Here is a 17,930-nt window from a genome sequence, read left to right on the forward strand (position 1 = left end):
TTATGAAACGTTACGCGATATCTGATATTCACGGTTGTTTAACCACCTTTACCACCCTGCTCGATACCTTAAAACTGACAAAAGAGGATGAGTTATACCTCCTCGGCGATTTGATTGACCGCGGGCCTAACAGCAAAGGTGTAATGGACCATGTTATGCAGATGATGGAAGACGGATATAAAGTAACCGTTTTAATGGGTAACCATGAACACATGTTTTTACAGGCAATCGACGAAACAATTCCTTATTGCTGGGATTGGCGCCGTTACCAGAACTGGATAAAAAACGGTGGTGTTACTACCATGTTTAATTTCGGATATAACCGCATCGACGATTTAAAAAATCTGGATAAAAAATACGATACGTTTATTCGCAATTTGAAACCATACGTTGAGCTTGATAATTGTATTCTCGTACATGCAGGTTTAAATTTTAAAGAAGAAGATGTGTTTAAAGATACCAACAGCATGTATTGGATTCGCAATTGGTATAATGATATTGATCCTGCAAAAATTCACAATAAAATTATTGTGCATGGCCATTCAGCAAGAAATTTTGAAACACTACAACAAGATATTAACGAGAAAAAACATCTGGCAATAAATATTGACTGCGGTTGTGTTTATCATGTAAAAACCGGACAAGGTTATTTATGTGCATTAGACCTCGATACCATGCAACCCATATTGCAGAAAAATGTAGATAAAATTGAAAAGCTGGAAAGTAATTCGGCTATTTAATCCGCTCTAATTTAATTTCTATTGCATCACGCACGCTGATTGGAACCATTTCGTATTCCACATTGGTGAGCTCTAAACCAAAATCTTCATGTGTTGGTAAGCTGAGTGATTTAATTAAGCGATAACCTTTTACTACAATCTGTTCCCAAGGCGTTAATTTATTATCACTGGCAACACGTGAGTTCAATAAAATAAATTTGAAATCAGCATACATACCGTGTTTACGTAAACTCGGATAATTACTCACAATGTCCACCTCTCCTGTTTTTACCATCTCTTCAACAATTTGGCGGAACATCACATTCACTTTATGTTCAACCTTAAATCCAAAACGCAAGCGGACAAAAAACATTTTTTTCGGGATAATTGTATCGACGGAATAACTTGCCAGATAAGGGTCGTTGGCAATGTCTACGTGCACAAACCAATACACATCTGCACGTTTTGGGCGTTTTCTGAAAATCGAATAAATGATATTGGAATCAATATGGTTTTTATCATTTACCATCGACATGTATACTAAATGTGTAGATTCTTTTGGTAAAGTTTCATCTGCCATTAAATCCTGAATAGCCGGAAGGTATTTATCAATTTCAACAAACTCAGTATGTTTTGCACGTAATTTTCTTGCTTCATAAAATATCCATAAACAGAAGAAAATGGCAACAGCTAAAGAAACAGTAAACCAACCGCCATGTGTAAATTTATTCAGATTGGAAATCAGGAATGAACCTTCTATAGATAAAATTACAACGGCGAAAATGCCAATTAATATGATATTTCTTTTCTGCAAACGCATTAAACTCGCAAGTAAAATGGTTGTCATAATCATATCAAATGTTATTGCCAAACCGTACGCAGCTTCCATGTGTTTTGCTTCACGAAATAATAAAACAACAGCAATACAACCTACAAATAAAAACCAGTTAATAGCAGGAATATAAATTTGTCCACGAACGGTAGAAGGGTAAATTACTTTAAAATTGGTCCATAATTTTAACTTCATGGCTTCATTCACCAATGTGAAACAACCGGTAATAATTGCCTGACTTGCAATTAATGTTGCCAGCGTAGCGATGATGATACCAACAGGTAAAAACCATTCAGGCATAATCATATAAAACGGACTGTGTTCATCCAGTGTATGGCCGGCTTCTGATAATAAATAGGCAGACTGACCTGAATAATTGAGTAATAAAGAAATTAAAACAAATGTCCAGCTAAAACGAATATTGTGTTTACCGCAATGGCCTAAATCGCTATACATGGCTTCTGCTCCGGTGGAACATAAAAACACACCACCTAACAACCAGAAACCACCTTTATATTCCGTTAATAAATGAATGGCCCAATATGGATTTAATGCATTTAATACATCAGGATTTTGAACAACTTGAATTGCACCAAGTAAACCAATCATCCCAAACCAAATTCCCATAATTGGTCCGAATGCACGACCAACCACATTTGTTCCGAATTGCTGAATCACAAACAAAACGGTCATTGCAATAATTACATAAGGAACAACACTGTCAATATTCGGATTTAATAATTTCAAACCTTCAATTGCCGAAGAAATAGAAATTGGCGGTGTAATAAAACCATCTGCAATAAGGGCTGCGCAACCAACCAAAGCCGGAATAATAGCCCACTTCACCTTAAAACGCCTATGAATGGCATATAATGCAAAAATCCCACCCTCACCGCGGTTATCATTATTTAAAGCAAGATATACATATTTAAAGGTGGTGATAATAAATAAGGTCCAGAAAACGCAACTTAATCCGCCCAACACTAATTCTCGACTAATTACATTGTCGCCCACTACAGCGCTTAAAACATAGATCGGAGATGTACCAATATCACCAAAAATAATTCCGAGTGTTACCAGTACACCCGCAGCGGATAATTTATGAATATTTTTTCCTGCGCTTGACATAAAATCGGGCAAATATACCCTGCTCAACAAAACTATTGAAGGAAATCACAAAATGTTTTACACTATTTTATGCACTTAATCGGTGAGTTGTTTTTGGTTGTATTCCTTTTCGAATGTGGCGTAGTCTTTTGTCTTGTAATGCCCCTCTCCGTAATAAGTAAGGAATACTTTCATCTTGGCAGCATTTTTAAATCCTGCTTCAACAGCAATTTTTTCACCCATTGCTGATATTATTGTAATGGTTGGATATCCGATTCTTCCTCCGGGGCGAGACGCCATGGTAAGCGCAAACTCATTGGTGCCACGACTTCCGGAAGCTTTAAATTTGTAATTTAATCCTGCAAAAGCTACAGAATCCTGTTGTTCAGCATCAAATTTTACCGGGTAAAAATATTTGTTCATTAGCGCTGCTACTTCAGGGTCTTTGTAGGTTTCACTATCTAAACGTTTACACCATCCGCACCAGTCTGTATAAAAATCGACAATTATTAATTTGTCCTCTTTAACCTTATTCTTTTTGATATTTTTTTCTACGATTTTATTTACATCAGCCAGGTTCATCCAGGTAATTGTATCAGACGTTGCTGTTTCCTGTTTGTGATTAATGGTGGCTGTTGCATCGGAATTTCCGAAAAACAGCGATGCTGCAAGCAGTAAGGTGGAAATCATGGTGATTATTGAGAAATTTGAGAGGTAAATCCTTTATAATAGGTTTCCCAATCAGTGGTTTTATAGGCATCAGTCCCAAAAAATGAAAGAATGGGCTCCAACTGACCAGGCACTAAATAACCGGAAATTGGTTGAATCATATTTAAACTGCTATCTAAAAACACCATTGTAGGATATCCTAAACCTTGCTGTGTTGAAGCAATATAAACAGCAAAATCGTGAGTACTTTTTCTTGGTGTTGGCGTGTAATTGCGGTTCATGAAGGTCTGACCTTTAAAAACCACAGTGTCACCACATTCAGCATTAAATTTTGTTGGGATATAATATTCCGAAAGCAATTTTTGAATTACGGGATTGGAGAAAGTATTCGCCTCAAGCATCTTGCATGGCCCGCACCAAGTAGTGTAAACATCGATGAACATTTTTTTGCCGGTTTTTTCCTGCAATGCCAAAGCTTCTTTCATTTGATACCATTTAAATGCTTCCGCGGTGGTGTCACCTTCTGTAACTAATTCATTATCAGCAACTTGTGATTTTAATTCCTGTTCGTTATTGTTAAATGCCGGATTTACGGCAACAATTGTTCCTGCCAATAAGGCCACTAAAATCAGGATGAACACATACTTCTTCTGCATAGGTAAATTTCTTTCTTGAACGATTACTAAACAAAAATAATTCCAAACTGGTTAACTTGCAATCTATTAATAACTATTAACATGTTGAAACGTAAAATCGTTGTTGCGGTAACGGGTGCAAGTGGAGCAATTTATGCAAAAGTTTTGTTGGATGCTTTGGCAGATTTAAACCCTGCTCCCGAAGCAATTGGTGTGGTAATGAGCGATAATGCAAAAGACGTGTGGAAATTTGAGCTCGACAACGATGATTTCACAAAATATCCATTCAAATTTTACGGGAAAAATGATTTTATGGCGCCATTTGCTTCAGGTTCAGCCATGTTTGACACAATGGTGATTTGCCCTTGCTCAATGGGCACTTTAGGCCGCATTGCAACCGGAATTTCCAACGATTTAATTACACGAGCTGCTGATGTTATGCTCAAAGAACGCAGAAAACTTATCCTCGTTGCCAGAGAAACACCTTATAACCTGATTCACATCAAAAATATGGAGACAATTACCCTCGCCGGAGGAATAATTTGTCCCGCAACCCCATCATTTTACAGCAAACCTAAAAGTTTCGAACAACTTGCAGGAACTGTGATTCATCGCGTGATGGATTTAGCCGTATTGCCCATGAATGGCTATCGATGGAACGATAATTAACATCTGGTTTTAAAACTGCAAATCCACACTGCTTATCTTCGTGTAGTGTTTGGGCAATTACTCGCAACTTATAAAGATGCCTACAGAGGTATAACTAAATCGGTCTGGATTTTAGCTGCAATTCAGTTAATCAACAGAACCGGAAGTATGGTTTTGCCATTTATGACGGTTTACATGACCAGTTCACTGGGTTATTCAAAAACGCAAGCAGGCTTAATCATGAGTATTTTCGGTATCGGCAGTTTGGCCGGTTCATATTTGGGTGGCAGGTGGAGCGATAAATTTGGTCCGTTTAAGGTGCAGATTTTAAGTTTATTGGTTGGTGGCTGCAGTTATCTGATTATTCCGTTGTTTCACACATTTTATCCATTGGCGATATCGGTGTTTTTTTGCGGATTGATAAATGATAGTATGCGCCCAGCAGCCTCTTCAATGACTTCACATTTTGCGACACCTGAAACAACAACACGTTCATTTTCTTTAATGCGGATGGCAATTAATCTTGGTGTGGCAATTGGGCCTGCTGTAGCGGGTTTGTTAGCCGGAATAAGTTATGTGTGGCTTTTTGTTGGAGATGGAATTACCTGTATTGCGGCAGGTATCGTTTTTTATTTTTATTTCAGAAATAAACAACCACAAATTCATAAAGAGAAAAAAGATGCAACGATAAAAGTAAGTTCGCCATATCGCGATAATACATTTATGTTGTTTATGTTATTCTGCTTTTTTTATGCGATTGCATTTTTTCAAATTTTTTCAGGCATTCCACTATATTATAAAGATGTGTATTTGAAGCCGGAAGCTGCAATTGGATTACTCATTGGCTTTAACGGATTAATTGTATTTATTTTTGAGATGATCACCGTATCGCAACTGGAAAAACGTTTTAAACCAAATCATCTAATTGTAATAGGTTGCTTAATGTTAGGTGCTTCTTTTTTGCTATTTAATTTATTTCACGGAACAATAATATTATTGATATCCATGACATTATTAAGCTTCTCAGAAATATTTGCCATGCCGTTTATGATTTCACGCGTAGTTCAAACTGCCACACCACAAACGCGTGGCAGTTATTTAGCTGTTTACACCATTGCCTGGGCACTTGCATTTATTGTTTCACCTTATAGCAGCACACAAATAATCGAACAATTAAATTATGCTGCCCTGTGGTGGATTATGGGCGCATTTTGTATTGCAATCGCTTACGGTTTTTATGTGCTTGGAAAAAATAAAAAAGTGGAAGCTACAGCTTAATTTCCGGCAGCCTGTTTCGTTTTATACATACTATACCAAATCGCAATTGTTAATGCCAATGCAATTACTCCAAGTGACACTGCAACCGGAATTTTATATACATCAACTAAACACATTTTTAATCCGACAAACATTAATATTCCGGCCAAACCGTAAATTAAATATTTAAAACGATACATAATGCCGGCCAGTGCAAAATATAAACTGCGCAAACCTAAAATGGCAAATACGTTTGAAGTATACACAATAAACGGATCCGGCGTAATGGCTAAAATTGCCGGAATACTATCTACTGCAAAAATTAAATCGGTAAATTCAATAAACAACAATACAATAAATAACAAGGTAGCATATCGTTTTCCATCTTTTACAATAAAAAATTTACTGCCTGCATAATCATTGTGAACAGGATATATTTTGCGGAATAATTTAATGATGACACTTTTTTCCGGGTCCATTTTTTTATCCTTATTGCGAATCATGTTAATACCCGTAATAATTAAGAACACACCGAATACATAAATTATCCAATGGAATTTTTCTATCAATGCAACACCGGCGAAAATAAAAATTGCGCGCATTACCAAGGCTCCGATAATACCCCAGAATAATACTTTATGCTGATATAAATCAGGCACCCTGAAAAAGGAAAAAATGAGCAAGAAAACAAAAATATTATCAATGCTCAGCGATTTTTCAATCAGGTAACCGGTTAAAAATTCCAGTCCCTTTTGTTTTTCTATCGCAGGTGTAGCATAATCACCAATAATTCCGAAGTAAATAGCGGCATTAAACAACAGCGCCAAACCAATCCAGACACCGCTCCAGGTGAGCGCTTCCTTCATGCCTACCACATGATTTTTGCGGTGAAAAACGCCCAAATCGAGGGCTAACATAATAATTACAAATACATTAAATCCAATCCAGAGTAGTAAGTTGTTGTCCATTTTAACGTTTGCGAGTAAAACAGAAATACTAGTCTATTGTTCAGGTAGAATACTGTAAAAAAATGTTAAAAGCTGTGTTAAATCACCAAATCCAATAACTTAGGGCTGTATCTTTATCAGGAATTTATGAAAAACTGGGGGTTTGGGATACTGTTAATCGCTGTTTTGTTTTCTGCCTGCGCAGAATCTGAGGACGATTTTTATATCCAGGCGCCAAAAAATAAATACATTTTATGTCGCGGCACAGCACTTTACTTAAACGACGGGAAAAAATGGGCTGCAAATAAAGAAACTACCGAAGGTATCGACAGAATGTTATCGCAATTTACCATTCTTGAAAAGCCGACTGATACATTGGCTTACCATGCATTTGCCGATTCATTGATGGCTGATTTTTTATATATCATCAACTATTGTGTCGACATGGGTCCTGCGCATGAAATGATACACAGTTATTTATTTCCAATTCAGGAAATGATTGTCCCCATGCAAATTGGCGGACTTGAAACTTGCACTGCGCAATATGTTAAACTACAGGAATATCTGGACCGTTATCATCAGTATTTTGAATAACGGGAATTGGATGCACAACTAATTCCTGATGTTTTAATGTTCTTCTTGCCAAAATCAAACTTGCAATCATAAAAATTGCGCCCAATAAAAATGCAGCTCCCGCAAAATGAACCGGTGTTTTATCATCGGTAAAATATGCATAAGTATTAGTCATTAATGGCGGACCGATTATGGATGTAAGGCTCATAATCCCGGTCATTGCTCCCTGTAATTCACCTTGCTCATTACTTGGCACCTGTGAAGAAATTATGCCCTGTAACGCAGGCATGCCTATCCCTCCCAAACAATAAGGGATTAAAAATACATACATCATCCAACCCTGACTAGCGACACCAAATAAAATCATTCCAACAGCATATAAAGCAAGTCCATAGTAAAGTGATTTTTTCTGGCCGAACTTAGGTATGGTATACCGAATTAATCCGCCCTGCACAGCACCTACCAGCAAACCGACAACTGCCAATGAAATGCCAACTTCTTTTTCGCCCCACATAAATGTGCCCATGGTAAAATAACTCCACGTGCTTTGCACAGCATGCGAGCCGATATAAATACAAACTAATGAAGCAATTAATCCATAAGTCAGGGGATATTTTTTTAATGCCAATAATGAGCCAACAGGATTTGCACGTTTCCATTCAAAGGCACGACGTTTTTCTTTTGGTAATGATTCCGGCAACACAAAAAATCCGTATAACCAGTTTAAAAATGTAATTCCCGCAGCAGCAAAAAACGGAACGCGTGAACCAAGTTCACCTAGTAATCCGCCTAATGCGGGACCAATTATAAAACCCATTCCAAATGCAGCACCAATAAGTCCGAAATTTTGCGCACGTTTTTCCGGTGGCGATACATCGGCAATATAAGCACCGGCAGTTGAAAAGCTGGCACCGGTAATTCCGGCAAGTAAACGTCCCACAAATAACCATCCTAATGTTGGAGCAAGTGCCATAATTAAATAATCGCATCCAAATCCGAACAAGGCAATTAATAAAATTGGTCTGCGTCCATAACGGTCGCTTAAATTTCCCAGAATCGGAGAAAAAATAAATTGCATAATCGAAAATGCAAACAACAACCAGCCACCAATACGCGCAGCATCACTCATATTACCACCATGTAATTCAGTAATTAAACTTGGTAAAACCGGAATAATAATTCCAAACCCAATTACATCTATCAACAAAGTGATAAATATAAAAGTCATCGATGCCTGTGATTTTTTAATTGCCATTTTTTGAGTAATATCTGTCAGCCCCACCAACTTAAAGGCAAAGCAAAAATTTAAAACGTGTAAAAATAATCGAACCCAACCTTTTTCACCCTATGTTGCAAGGTTAAATTTTAATTAGCAAATTAGTCGATTAGCAAATTAGCAAATGTTGCTTCATAGCCCGATTGACCTACTCACTCAAATTCGGCTGTTAATTCCTAATTAGCATTGCGATTAGCAAATTAGCTAATGTTCCGATGAACCTCGGCTGTTTAATTGGTACATTGGTACATCCGCACATTGGTACATTAATTTAGGGCGTCACAATTTTTCACACCAACAAAATCCCAACCGGCTTTACGTTGCAACGCCCGCCTATTGAAATTACTCCAATTTTGTTCAATAAATGTTTCAATATTTCAAAATCAAATAAATTCAAATGCCGTGGCGGGGGTTTTCACTGCAATCCGGTGCAACTGGACATTTAGTGCAACCTATCAACAAAACCAATCTGTCGCTCCTACAGAGCTGGGTGGGTAATTAGCAAATTAGTCGATTAGCAAATTAGCAAATGTTGCTTCATAGCCCGATTGAACTACTCACTCAAAATCGGCTGTTAATGGGCACATTCCGCACATTGGCACATCATTCGGCTGTTTAATTATCACATTATTCGTTACAGCACAATGGGCAGACACACGGGTCAGCCCCTACGTAAGCTCCGAAGGAAAAACTAGCTCAAAACCGGCTGTTCATTGGTACATTGGTACATCCGCACATTGGTACATCATTCGGCTGTTAATCAGCACATTAGCACATTAACACATTAGCTAGTCTTCCAAAGCCCCTTCCCACTTACTAACCGCAGCTGTTGCTATAGCATTACCAATTACATTGGTTGCACTTCTGCCCATGTCGAGGAAGGTATCGATTCCGAGTAATAAAACTAAACCTGCTTGAGGAATATTAAACATACTTATTGTTCCGGCAATTACTACCAGGCTTGCACGGGGAACTGCTGCAATTCCTTTTGAGGTAATCATTAATGTTAGCAGCATGGTAATTTCTTGGGTAATGGTTAAGTCGATACCATAACATTGTGCAATAAAAATACTTGCGAATGTCATATACATCATACTGCCATCTAAATTAAACGAATAACCCAATGGCAAAACAAAACTTACAATTTTATTATTACATCCAAAACGTTCGAGTTCAGTAATTAATTTCGGGAATGCAGCTTCACTGCTCGCCGTACTAAATGCAAGTAAAAAAGGTTCTTAATTCTACGCAATAAAATAAAAACACGTTGCCGTAAAACTGCAAATCCCGCGCTGATTAATATGACCCATAAAATTAATAATCCAATATAAAATTCTCCCATAAATACCGCGTATGTCGACAATACCGATAAGCCTTTAGTAGTAATGACAGCGCACATTGCAGCAAATACTGCATAAGGAGCAAATCCCATTACATAAATCGTAATTTTTATCATTACATGCGATAAGGTATCGAGTGCTTTAACTAAAGGCATTGCTTTTTCACCAATCGCAGCACAGGCTACACCAAAAAATATACTGAATACCACAATTTGTAATATTTCATTTTCAGCCATTGCTTTAAAAATACTGGTCGGAAAAACGTGCGTAATAAATGATACCAAAGTAATTGCCGTTCCTTCAACACCCGACTTCGCATTTTCTGCCGGAAGCGTTAAGTGCATATGTTCGCCCGGTTGAAATGCATTCACCAATAACATCCCCAAAACAAGTGAAACTAAACTTGCAGTAATAAACCACAACATCGTTTTACCACCTACTCTGCCTAATGTTTTTGTATCACCCATTTTTGCAATACCTACAATTAATGTAGATAAAACCAGCGGTGCAATAATCATTTTTATTAATGATAAAAATACGGTGGTGAGGATAGAAATATTTGTTGCAATTTTTTTGATGAGATTTTTTTCGACAACACCTTTTTTACTGCCACTAATTTCACAATTCAAATCGTTTTTTTCGGAAGTATTTATTACAGATGGAATAAATGTCATCGCTTTACCTTTAACAGCAATCGGAATATTTTTTCCTAAACTGTCGGCCATTATTTTTTTCTCTTTTTCATCTTTAGCTATAAAAATATTTTGGGTATATGTTTTATCGCCATAGTTTAAAGTAATAACATCCATTCCAAGAGAATCGGCAAGTGGCGTATACAACAATTCTTTTCCGGTGGATTTTTTGTTGAGTATGCCACCCACAATTATCCCCAGCACCATTGCTACAATTATGAATACGGTTAACTTGTTCGATTTCTTCATGCCTGTAAAATTTGCCCTAAGATATAAGATTCCCAACACTTAGTCAATAAGCTAATTTTTGAAAAATGATTGTGAAAAAACTTTAAAATACTTTGAAGTGTGCTAAGTGCACCTATACCTTTGCTTTCATTATGAAAAAGCTCAACATTTTTCAAATCGGAACCATCGTAACGGGTCTGATTGTGATTGTTGCAATTGGATTTGTTTACCAATCTACACTCAAAGTAAAAAAAGAACCTGTTTTACCTTATTACGGACCGGAACAGGGCGATGGACAGCCACATTTTGTATCCTCTTTTAATTTGTTGAATCAGGATAGTGTAATGTTGGACCAAACACCATACAAAGGCAAGATTTATGTTGCTGATTTCTTTTTCACCACTTGCTTAGGCATTTGCCCAATTATGACTGAAGGTATGATTCGCGTGCACAAAGCTTACCTGAATAACCCTGATGTGATGATTCTTTCCCATACCGTTGACCCGGAACACGACACACCTTCGGTATTGAAACGATATGCTGAAAACAGGAAAATTGATACAAAAAAGTGGAATTTTGTGACAGGTGATAAAAAACAAATTTACGACCTGGCGCGCTACTCCTATATGGTTGACGCTTCAGAAGGTGATGCCGGGCCTAACGACTTTGTCCACACCGAAAATTTCGCACTCGTTGACCGTGAAGGCAGAATTCGCGGGTATTACGACGGAACCGATACAGCAGAAGTTAGCAAGCTGATTCGTGACATCAATTTATTGCTTACCGAATAAGCGATAAAACGCCATTTTTATGCTTTTTTCTGCCTAAAAACAGCTACCTTTGCAGCCGCAAATCGATTAGGCAATGATTACTGTTAATAATGTTTCTCTCCGCTACGGCAAACGCATTTTATTTGATGAAGTAAATCTCAAGTTTACCAAAGGCAATTGTTATGGCATTATCGGTGCTAACGGAGCCGGTAAATCTACGTTTATGAAAATCATTTCGGGAGAAATTGAACCGACTACCGGTTTAATTGATATCACACCCGGTGAACGTATGGCGGTGTTGAAACAAAATCACTTTGAATTTGATCAACATTCAGTTATTCATACAGTTATGATGGGGCACAAAAAATTGTGGACCATCATGCAGGAAAAAGATGTGTTGTATGCGAAACCAGATTTTAGTGAAGAAGACGGTATTCGCGTTGGTGAATTAGAAGCAGAATTTGCTGAAATGAATGGCTGGAATGCCGAAAGTGATGCTGCAGAATTACTAAGTAATCTCGGTATAAAAGAAGATTTGCATTACGAATTCATGGAAAACCTGAGTGGTAAGGAAAAAGTGCGTGTTTTACTTGCTCAGGCATTATATGGCAATCCCGATATTTTATTAATGGATGAGCCTACCAACGATTTGGATATTGATACCATCAGTTGGTTAGAAAATTTCCTCGCCGATTATCAAAATACAGTTATCGTTGTTTCCCACGACAGGCACTTTTTAGATGCGGTTTGTACACACGTTGCAGATATTGATTATGGCAAGATTACCATTTTCACCGGTAACTATTCATTCTGGTATCAGTCATCACAATTGATGTTGCAATTGATGGCTCAGAAAAACAAAAAGACTGAAGATAAACGTAAAGAATTACAGGATTTCATTAGTCGATTCAGTGCAAATGCTTCAAAAGCAAAACAGGCAACATCTCGTAAAAAAGCACTCGAAAAATTAAATATTGAGGAGTTACGTCCATCAACCAGAAAATATCCGGGCATATTTTTTACACCTGAACGCGAATTGGGTGATCAGGTATTGCAGGTAACTAATATTTCGAAAAAAATCGGCGACAAAAAACTCTTTCACAATATTACATTTACTGCTGAAAAAGGCGATAAAATTGCAATTGTAAGTCGCGACCCGTTAGCGAAAACAAATTTCTTCGAAATAGTTGCAGGCGAAAAAGAACCGGACACAGGCACTTACAAATGGGGTGTTACAGTAACTAATAATTACCTGCCAAACGAAAATAATACCTTCTTCACCGGCGATTTAAATTTAATAGACTGGTTACGTCAATATTCAAAAGATAAAGACGAATCGTTTGTGCGCGGATTTTTAGGCCGCATGTTATTCAGTGGCGAAGAATCATTAAAAAGCTGTAAAGTATTATCAGGAGGTGAAAAAGTACGTTGTATGATTTCACGTGGTATGTTATTAGGCGGCAATGCGCTGATTTTAGATGAGCCTACCAACCACCTCGACATGGAGAGTATTACAGCGTTTAACAATGCCCTGCAGGACTTTAAAGGCTTCGTAATTTTCACTTCACATGATCATCAGTTTATGCAAACCGTTGCGAACAGAATTATTGAAATTACACCTAATGGTGTGATCGATAAATTAATGTCGTACGATGAATATATTACCGATGAAAAAGTGCGTGAATTACAGGCACAAATGTATCCGGCTGAGCAGTTGGTGTAAGTATTAACTAACCCTTAACCTTTTACACAAACTTTTTCAGGTAAGGTTTGTTTATAAATCTAACGTAACAATAAATTCGTTTATATGTTAAACAACCACTTATTACTACAAATGAAAAAGCAAATTACCGTTTTATCGATATTGCTCATTCCTGCAATTTTTAGTTGCGGAGATGCAAAAACCACTGAAAATAAACACTCAGAAAATACTGCTGCAGCCTCAGACACAACTACTGTAAATATCACACTAGAGTCGCCCGATTATGTATGGGATGGCGTAAAGGTTGAAAAAACAGATGCCGAGTGGAAAAAACAATTAACCACGATGCAATATTATGTTGCGCGTCAGGCAGGTACTGAAAGAGCTTTTAATAATGCTTACCACGATAATCATGAAGAAGGCACTTATTTTTGTGTTGGTTGCGGGATGCCATTATTTGATTCAAAACACAAATTTGATTCAGGCACCGGCTGGCCAAGTTTCTACGACCCGATTCAGGCAAAAAATGTTGCATTCGATGTTGACCATGAAATTGGTTACGAACGTAAAGAAGTGCATTGTGCCCGTTGCGGTTCACATTTAGGCCATGTATTTGATGATGCCATTGATCAGCCTACTGGTTTACGTTATTGTATTAATTCGGCTTCATTAATTTTCAAAAAAAGATAACTTTGCTGTCACTTTAACCCAAGCGACAGGATTTGATTTTATATATCATTCAGAAAGTTCCGCTTTTCCGGAAAATGTATTTTAATGCAATCGGTCGACCGTTTGTAGGAAAAAAAATCAGGCCCCTAATTCCTTTATTAAAAAAGGATACCAAAATTCTCGATTTAGGTTCCGGTAATGGTTTGGCTGCACATTTATTAAAAGAAAAGGGATTCACCATTACTTGTGTAGATATTCATGAGGGTCAATATCATCCTTCAGTAAAACCAATTGTATATGATGGTAAAACAATTCCATTTCCGGACAAACATTTTGAAGCCGGAATAATTCTTACGGTTTTACATCATATCGATAATCCGGAAGCAGTTATTAAAGAGGCTGCGCGTGTATGCGATCGATTAATTATTATGGAAGATATTTATACAAATAAAGTGCAACAATATCTAACCTATTGGCTCGATTCATTAGCCAACCTCTTCTACTCCCCTTGTCCGCACACCAATAAAAATGATAAACAATGGAAAGCCACATTCCAATCAATGCAAATGGAATTAGTTTCTGTTCACTACAGATATGTACTCTTCATCATTAAGCAAGCCGTTTACGAAGTGAAATGTAAATAAAGCTTTCGTTTCAATAACATTTTCAAAAACAGCCGGTACCACGAAGAACCAAAGGCCTCTAAGGAACACAAAGTACCACACCCATACATCACCACACTCAAAAAATTTACATTTCACTTAGCGTGCTTACCGAGAAAACAAACCATCAACCCAGCAAACCCAACCCACATCATCCCCTTAGCGCCCTTTGCCCTTTGCGCGCTTTGCGAGAAAAACAAAACACCCCATCCCGCGAGCAACCCAATCTACCGGATATCGATTTCCATCCGCAAACTATTTCTATCGAAACGCACACCATCTATCTGAAACAATTCCTCCACCACTCCCCTTGCAACCACATCCCCCTGCGTGCCAAAAACATGTTGTCCGTTTTTGCCAATCATCAAACAATAATCCGCAACCTGCAACGCAATATCAATTTCATGCGAAGTAAACACCACCGTTTTTCCCGCCTTGCGCAATGCCGCGAGCAACGAAAAAATTTCCACCTTGTGCACTACATCTAAAAACGAAGTCGGTTCATCCAGCAAGATAACAGGCGTATCCTGAATTAATGCGCGTGCAATAAACACCATTTGTGCTTCTCCATCACTTAACTGATACAAACGCTTTTGCACCAATCGTTCAATTTTTAAATCCGCAATTATTTTTTCAATGATATGAATATCTGCACCACTTAATTTCCCGAACCCTGAATTAAATGCAGCACGTGTAGCTGAAAATAATTCATGCACAAACATCCCCTGCACCATATCTCCCCTTCCGGGCAAAACCAGACTCATTTTCTTTGCCCGTTCAAATTCAGAATAATGTTGAATCAATTTTTCATCTAAAAATATTCCACCCTTTAAGCTTTTTTGCAACCCTGCAACACTTCGTAAAAATGTTGATTTACCCGAACCATTTAATCCCAAAACAGCAAGCACGGAACCTTGCGGTACAGTCAAATTGATATCTTGCAAAATAATTTTATTTGCATAACCTACTGCTAAACCCTTTGTCGATATCATTGTTGTATCTGCCATCAAAATGCGCGTTTAATATGCTGATTTTTCCAAATGATATAAATGATAAATGGTGCCCCCATAAATGCTGTCACCGAATTTAATGGCAACACACCGGAATTTCCCGGCGTTTGTGCAATAATATCACACACCAATAAAATACTAATCCCTAACAAAATGCTCGCCGGAATAATTACAAAATGATTATTCACTTTAAACACCATTCTGGCAAGATGTGGCACTGCAATACCAATAAATGCAATTGGTCCGCAAAATGCGGTAATTGCACCGGTTAATATTCCTGTGGTGAGAATGATAATAAATTGTGTACGTTTAATATTTACACCAAGCGAACGCGCATAATCTTCTCCCAATAATAAAATATTTAATGATTTAGCTTGTGTAAATGCAATACACATACCGACAAATACAATTGCTGAAAGCATATACAATTGCGACCAGGTTACGCCACCTAAACTGCCGAAGGTCCACATTACAAATAATTTTAATGCACCCTGACTGCTATAATATTGTAATACACCAACCATGGCACTTATTGCCATCCCGAACATTAAACCGAAAATGAGTAAGGTGATACTATCTCTTATTCTTGTTGCAACTGCCAATATTATTATTAATACTACTAATGCACCTACAATTGCAGCAATAATAATTCCGAAGCTATTAACAACATCCATCGAAAACCAAGAACCTACGGTTAACATCACCATGGCGACAAATAAACTCGAACCCGCTGAAACACCGAGTATATCTGGCCCTGCGACAGGGTTACGAAAAAATGTTTGCATAAACAATCCTGCAACCGGTAATGCACATCCTGCCACAACTGCAGTTAAAGCTTTAGGTAATCGCGATTGTAAAATGATGATGGATTCAGGTGCATCTTTGGGGAGATTGCCAAACAATACTTTAAAAATATCTGTAATGGAAATGGCAACTGAACCAATAAAAATATCTGCAATAAATAGGAGCAGCATCAAAATGCTTAACACTAAAAACAACAAACCGTGTCGATAGTTGCTCATTGTAAATGAATATAGTAGTAATAATCTGTTCCCAAATTTAATTCAGGATGAAATATTTTAACCAGGTCGGTTAATACACGATCGGGATAAACAATTGCACTTTCCCAATAATCATTTCCACCCATAGCATTAACACGAGCGTAATTATTGTAAACTTTTTTATTTTTAAATGGGTCGAAGTATGCATTGCGGATATCCAATTCGGTAATTTGTGAAAGGCTCAATGTAGAACTGACATTTAACCAGTAATCCGCTTTTTGTGCAGCAGAAAAAATCTCTTCAAACGACAATGCAAAATTGCCTGTTTTTTCATCGGTGCTCCAGATATATTTTGCTCCGGCATCATGTAAATAATTTGCAGCAAAACTTTTTCCACCCGGAACAGTCCATTCATTTTTGTATGCTAATCCGGTAAATACTGTTGGCTGCGTAGTAACCTGAGCCGCTTGTTGTTTAATCTGATTGTAATTATTGGCAATGCTGTCAAATATACCTGCAGCTTTATCTTCCAAATTAAAAAACACAGCAATAAATTTTATCCATTCCGCCTGACCAAGTGGTGTGAGCTCAAGATATTCATTATTTACGACAGGCTTTAATTGCATACTTTTCATTTTTTCGAAGTGGTCATAACTTTCATCTCCGGTCTGATAACTCATTACGATATCCGGTTGCAATTGCACGAGCAATTCCATATCTAAACCACCTTCAATACCAACTTCTTTTATTTTGCCGGATTCAACCAATGCAATAATTACGGTACTATAAATGTATTTTGTCCCACTAAATGCAATAAGTTTATCACTTACATTTAATGCCTCAATAAATCCAAGATGCGTAGTTGAAAGACTTGCCAGATCATGAATAGGAACCGTAATATTCATAACCGAAGCATCATTACTATTATATTGTGTATCATCCACCAAACGATAACGCTGCATAATTTTGGTGGTGTCCAATGGATTGCGGACAAGTATCTCTTTGTAACCTTTATATTGCGTAATAGTAAATCCTTTAGCATATAATACAGGTATTACCACACCATGATCATCTTGCCCCACAACAGATTGCTTTTGCTTACACGAAATAAACAATAGTGCTATTATGCTGATGTAAAATAGATTACGCATAAAAAAAAATAAGGATGTTGCTACTGTTGGCTAACAACATCC

General features: G+C 37.4%; 16 protein-coding genes and 1 pseudogene. 8 read left to right on the forward strand and 9 right to left on the reverse strand.

Annotated elements, in window-relative coordinates:
• Positions 1 to 2: 2 nt before the first annotated feature.
• Positions 3 to 740, forward strand: a complete 738-nt coding sequence (locus IPI65_19345; GenBank protein ID MBK7443584.1) for a fructose-bisphosphatase class III — start codon at positions 3 to 5, stop codon at positions 738 to 740.
• Here IPI65_19345 and IPI65_19350 read toward each other — a convergent pair.
• From IPI65_19350 to IPI65_19360, 3 genes are all read right to left on the reverse strand, one after another.
• Entirely contained in the window at positions 733 to 2,679 is a 1,947-nt protein-coding gene (locus IPI65_19350; protein MBK7443585.1) for a KUP/HAK/KT family potassium transporter, read from the reverse strand. The two genes, IPI65_19345 and IPI65_19350, sit on opposite strands and share 8 nt — an antisense overlap.
• 75 nt (positions 2,680 to 2,754) lie before the next feature.
• Positions 2,755 to 3,348 carry a DUF255 domain-containing protein gene (locus IPI65_19355; protein ID MBK7443586.1) on the reverse strand — a complete coding sequence of 198 codons (594 nt, stop codon included), beginning with the start codon at positions 3,346 to 3,348 and terminating at the stop codon, positions 2,755 to 2,757.
• A gap of 5 nt (positions 3,349 to 3,353) precedes the next feature.
• Entirely contained in the window at positions 3,354 to 3,983 is a 630-nt protein-coding gene (locus IPI65_19360; protein MBK7443587.1) for a thioredoxin family protein, read from the reverse strand.
• Positions 3,984 to 4,064: 81 nt separating this feature from the next.
• Between IPI65_19360 and IPI65_19365 the strand changes: the two genes are divergently transcribed.
• Both IPI65_19365 and IPI65_19370 read left to right on the forward strand, forming a co-directional pair.
• Positions 4,065 to 4,631 carry a UbiX family flavin prenyltransferase gene (locus IPI65_19365; GenBank protein ID MBK7443588.1) on the forward strand — a complete coding sequence of 189 codons (567 nt, stop codon included), beginning with the start codon at positions 4,065 to 4,067 and terminating at the stop codon, positions 4,629 to 4,631.
• Between the two features lie 45 nt (positions 4,632 to 4,676).
• Entirely contained in the window at positions 4,677 to 5,888 is a 1,212-nt protein-coding gene (locus IPI65_19370) for an MFS transporter (GenBank protein ID MBK7443589.1), read from the forward strand.
• Here the strand turns inward: IPI65_19370 and IPI65_19375 are convergent.
• A complete protein-coding gene (locus IPI65_19375) occupies positions 5,885 to 6,835 on the reverse strand; it encodes a TerC family protein (protein MBK7443590.1) in 951 nt (316 codons plus the stop codon). The genes IPI65_19370 and IPI65_19375 overlap by 4 nt on opposite strands.
• Before the next feature lie 126 nt (positions 6,836 to 6,961).
• Between IPI65_19375 and IPI65_19380 the strand changes: the two genes are divergently transcribed.
• The gene (locus tag IPI65_19380; protein ID MBK7443591.1) at positions 6,962 to 7,408 is read left to right on the forward strand and encodes a hypothetical protein; all 447 of its coding nucleotides are present in this window, start codon (positions 6,962 to 6,964) and stop codon (positions 7,406 to 7,408) included.
• Here the strand turns inward: IPI65_19380 and IPI65_19385 are convergent.
• Positions 7,362 to 8,642: a TCR/Tet family MFS transporter gene (locus tag IPI65_19385; GenBank protein ID MBK7443592.1), complete on the reverse strand. Its 1,281-nt coding sequence runs from the start codon at positions 8,640 to 8,642 to the stop codon at positions 7,362 to 7,364. The genes IPI65_19380 and IPI65_19385 overlap by 47 nt on opposite strands.
• An 809-nt stretch (positions 8,643 to 9,451) precedes the next feature.
• Positions 9,452 to 10,902 (reverse strand): annotated as a pseudogene (locus IPI65_19390) (dicarboxylate/amino acid:cation symporter).
• Between the two features lie 173 nt (positions 10,903 to 11,075).
• Between IPI65_19390 and IPI65_19395 the strand changes: the two are divergent.
• From IPI65_19395 to IPI65_19410, 4 genes are all read left to right on the forward strand, one after another.
• Entirely contained in the window at positions 11,076 to 11,714 is a 639-nt protein-coding gene (locus IPI65_19395) for an SCO family protein (GenBank protein ID MBK7443593.1), read from the forward strand.
• A 73-nt stretch (positions 11,715 to 11,787) separates the two neighbouring features.
• Positions 11,788 to 13,416, forward strand: coding sequence for an ATP-binding cassette domain-containing protein (locus IPI65_19400; GenBank protein MBK7443594.1), 1,629 nt, complete (start codon positions 11,788 to 11,790; stop codon positions 13,414 to 13,416).
• A 111-nt stretch (positions 13,417 to 13,527) separates the two neighbouring features.
• Positions 13,528 to 14,085 carry a peptide-methionine (R)-S-oxide reductase MsrB gene (gene msrB, locus IPI65_19405; GenBank protein MBK7443595.1) on the forward strand — a complete coding sequence of 186 codons (558 nt, stop codon included), beginning with the start codon at positions 13,528 to 13,530 and terminating at the stop codon, positions 14,083 to 14,085.
• A 32-nt stretch (positions 14,086 to 14,117) separates the two neighbouring features.
• Positions 14,118 to 14,708, forward strand: coding sequence for a methyltransferase domain-containing protein (locus IPI65_19410; GenBank protein ID MBK7443596.1), 591 nt, complete (start codon positions 14,118 to 14,120; stop codon positions 14,706 to 14,708).
• Positions 14,709 to 14,953: 245 nt separating this feature from the next.
• Here the strand turns inward: IPI65_19410 and IPI65_19415 are convergent, their stop codons facing one another.
• From IPI65_19415 to IPI65_19425, 3 genes are read right to left on the reverse strand one after another with little or no spacing between them, the layout of a single operon-like run.
• Positions 14,954 to 15,733, reverse strand: a complete 780-nt coding sequence (locus IPI65_19415; GenBank protein ID MBK7443597.1) for an ABC transporter ATP-binding protein — start codon at positions 15,731 to 15,733, stop codon at positions 14,954 to 14,956.
• Positions 15,733 to 16,758, reverse strand: coding sequence for an iron ABC transporter permease (locus IPI65_19420; GenBank protein MBK7443598.1), 1,026 nt, complete (start codon positions 16,756 to 16,758; stop codon positions 15,733 to 15,735). Before IPI65_19420 ends, IPI65_19415 begins: the two co-directional genes overlap by 1 nt.
• Entirely contained in the window at positions 16,755 to 17,888 is a 1,134-nt protein-coding gene (locus tag IPI65_19425) for an ABC transporter substrate-binding protein (protein ID MBK7443599.1), read from the reverse strand. Before IPI65_19425 ends, IPI65_19420 begins: the two co-directional genes overlap by 4 nt.
• Positions 17,889 to 17,930 lie beyond the last annotated feature (42 nt).

This window comes from Bacteroidota bacterium, from assembly GCA_016706255.1.
Taxonomy (GTDB): Bacteria; Bacteroidota; Bacteroidia; order Chitinophagales; family BACL12; genus UBA7236.

What these genes read in the sequence shown, in the direction of transcription:
- IPI65_19345 (MBK7443584.1), top strand. Translation starts at nt 3, where the DNA reads ATGAAACGTTACGCGATATCTGATATTCACGGTTGTTTAACCACCTTT.
- IPI65_19350 (MBK7443585.1), bottom strand. Translation starts at nt 2,679, where the DNA reads ATGTCAAGCGCAGGAAAAAATATTCATAAATTATCCGCTGCGGGTGTA.
- IPI65_19355 (MBK7443586.1), bottom strand. Translation starts at nt 3,348, where the DNA reads ATGATTTCCACCTTACTGCTTGCAGCATCGCTGTTTTTCGGAAATTCC.
- IPI65_19360 (MBK7443587.1), bottom strand. Translation starts at nt 3,983, where the DNA reads ATGCAGAAGAAGTATGTGTTCATCCTGATTTTAGTGGCCTTATTGGCA.
- IPI65_19365 (MBK7443588.1), top strand. Translation starts at nt 4,065, where the DNA reads ATGTTGAAACGTAAAATCGTTGTTGCGGTAACGGGTGCAAGTGGAGCA.
- IPI65_19375 (MBK7443590.1), bottom strand. Translation starts at nt 6,835, where the DNA reads ATGGACAACAACTTACTACTCTGGATTGGATTTAATGTATTTGTAATT.
- IPI65_19380 (MBK7443591.1), top strand. Translation starts at nt 6,962, where the DNA reads ATGAAAAACTGGGGGTTTGGGATACTGTTAATCGCTGTTTTGTTTTCT.
- IPI65_19385 (MBK7443592.1), bottom strand. Translation starts at nt 8,642, where the DNA reads ATGGCAATTAAAAAATCACAGGCATCGATGACTTTTATATTTATCACT.
- IPI65_19395 (MBK7443593.1), top strand. Translation starts at nt 11,076, where the DNA reads ATGAAAAAGCTCAACATTTTTCAAATCGGAACCATCGTAACGGGTCTG.
- IPI65_19400 (MBK7443594.1), top strand. Translation starts at nt 11,788, where the DNA reads ATGATTACTGTTAATAATGTTTCTCTCCGCTACGGCAAACGCATTTTA.
- msrB (MBK7443595.1), top strand. Translation starts at nt 13,528, where the DNA reads ATGAAAAAGCAAATTACCGTTTTATCGATATTGCTCATTCCTGCAATT.
- IPI65_19415 (MBK7443597.1), bottom strand. Translation starts at nt 15,733, where the DNA reads ATGGCAGATACAACAATGATATCGACAAAGGGTTTAGCAGTAGGTTAT.
- IPI65_19420 (MBK7443598.1), bottom strand. Translation starts at nt 16,758, where the DNA reads ATGAGCAACTATCGACACGGTTTGTTGTTTTTAGTGTTAAGCATTTTG.
- IPI65_19425 (MBK7443599.1), bottom strand. Translation starts at nt 17,888, where the DNA reads ATGCGTAATCTATTTTACATCAGCATAATAGCACTATTGTTTATTTCG.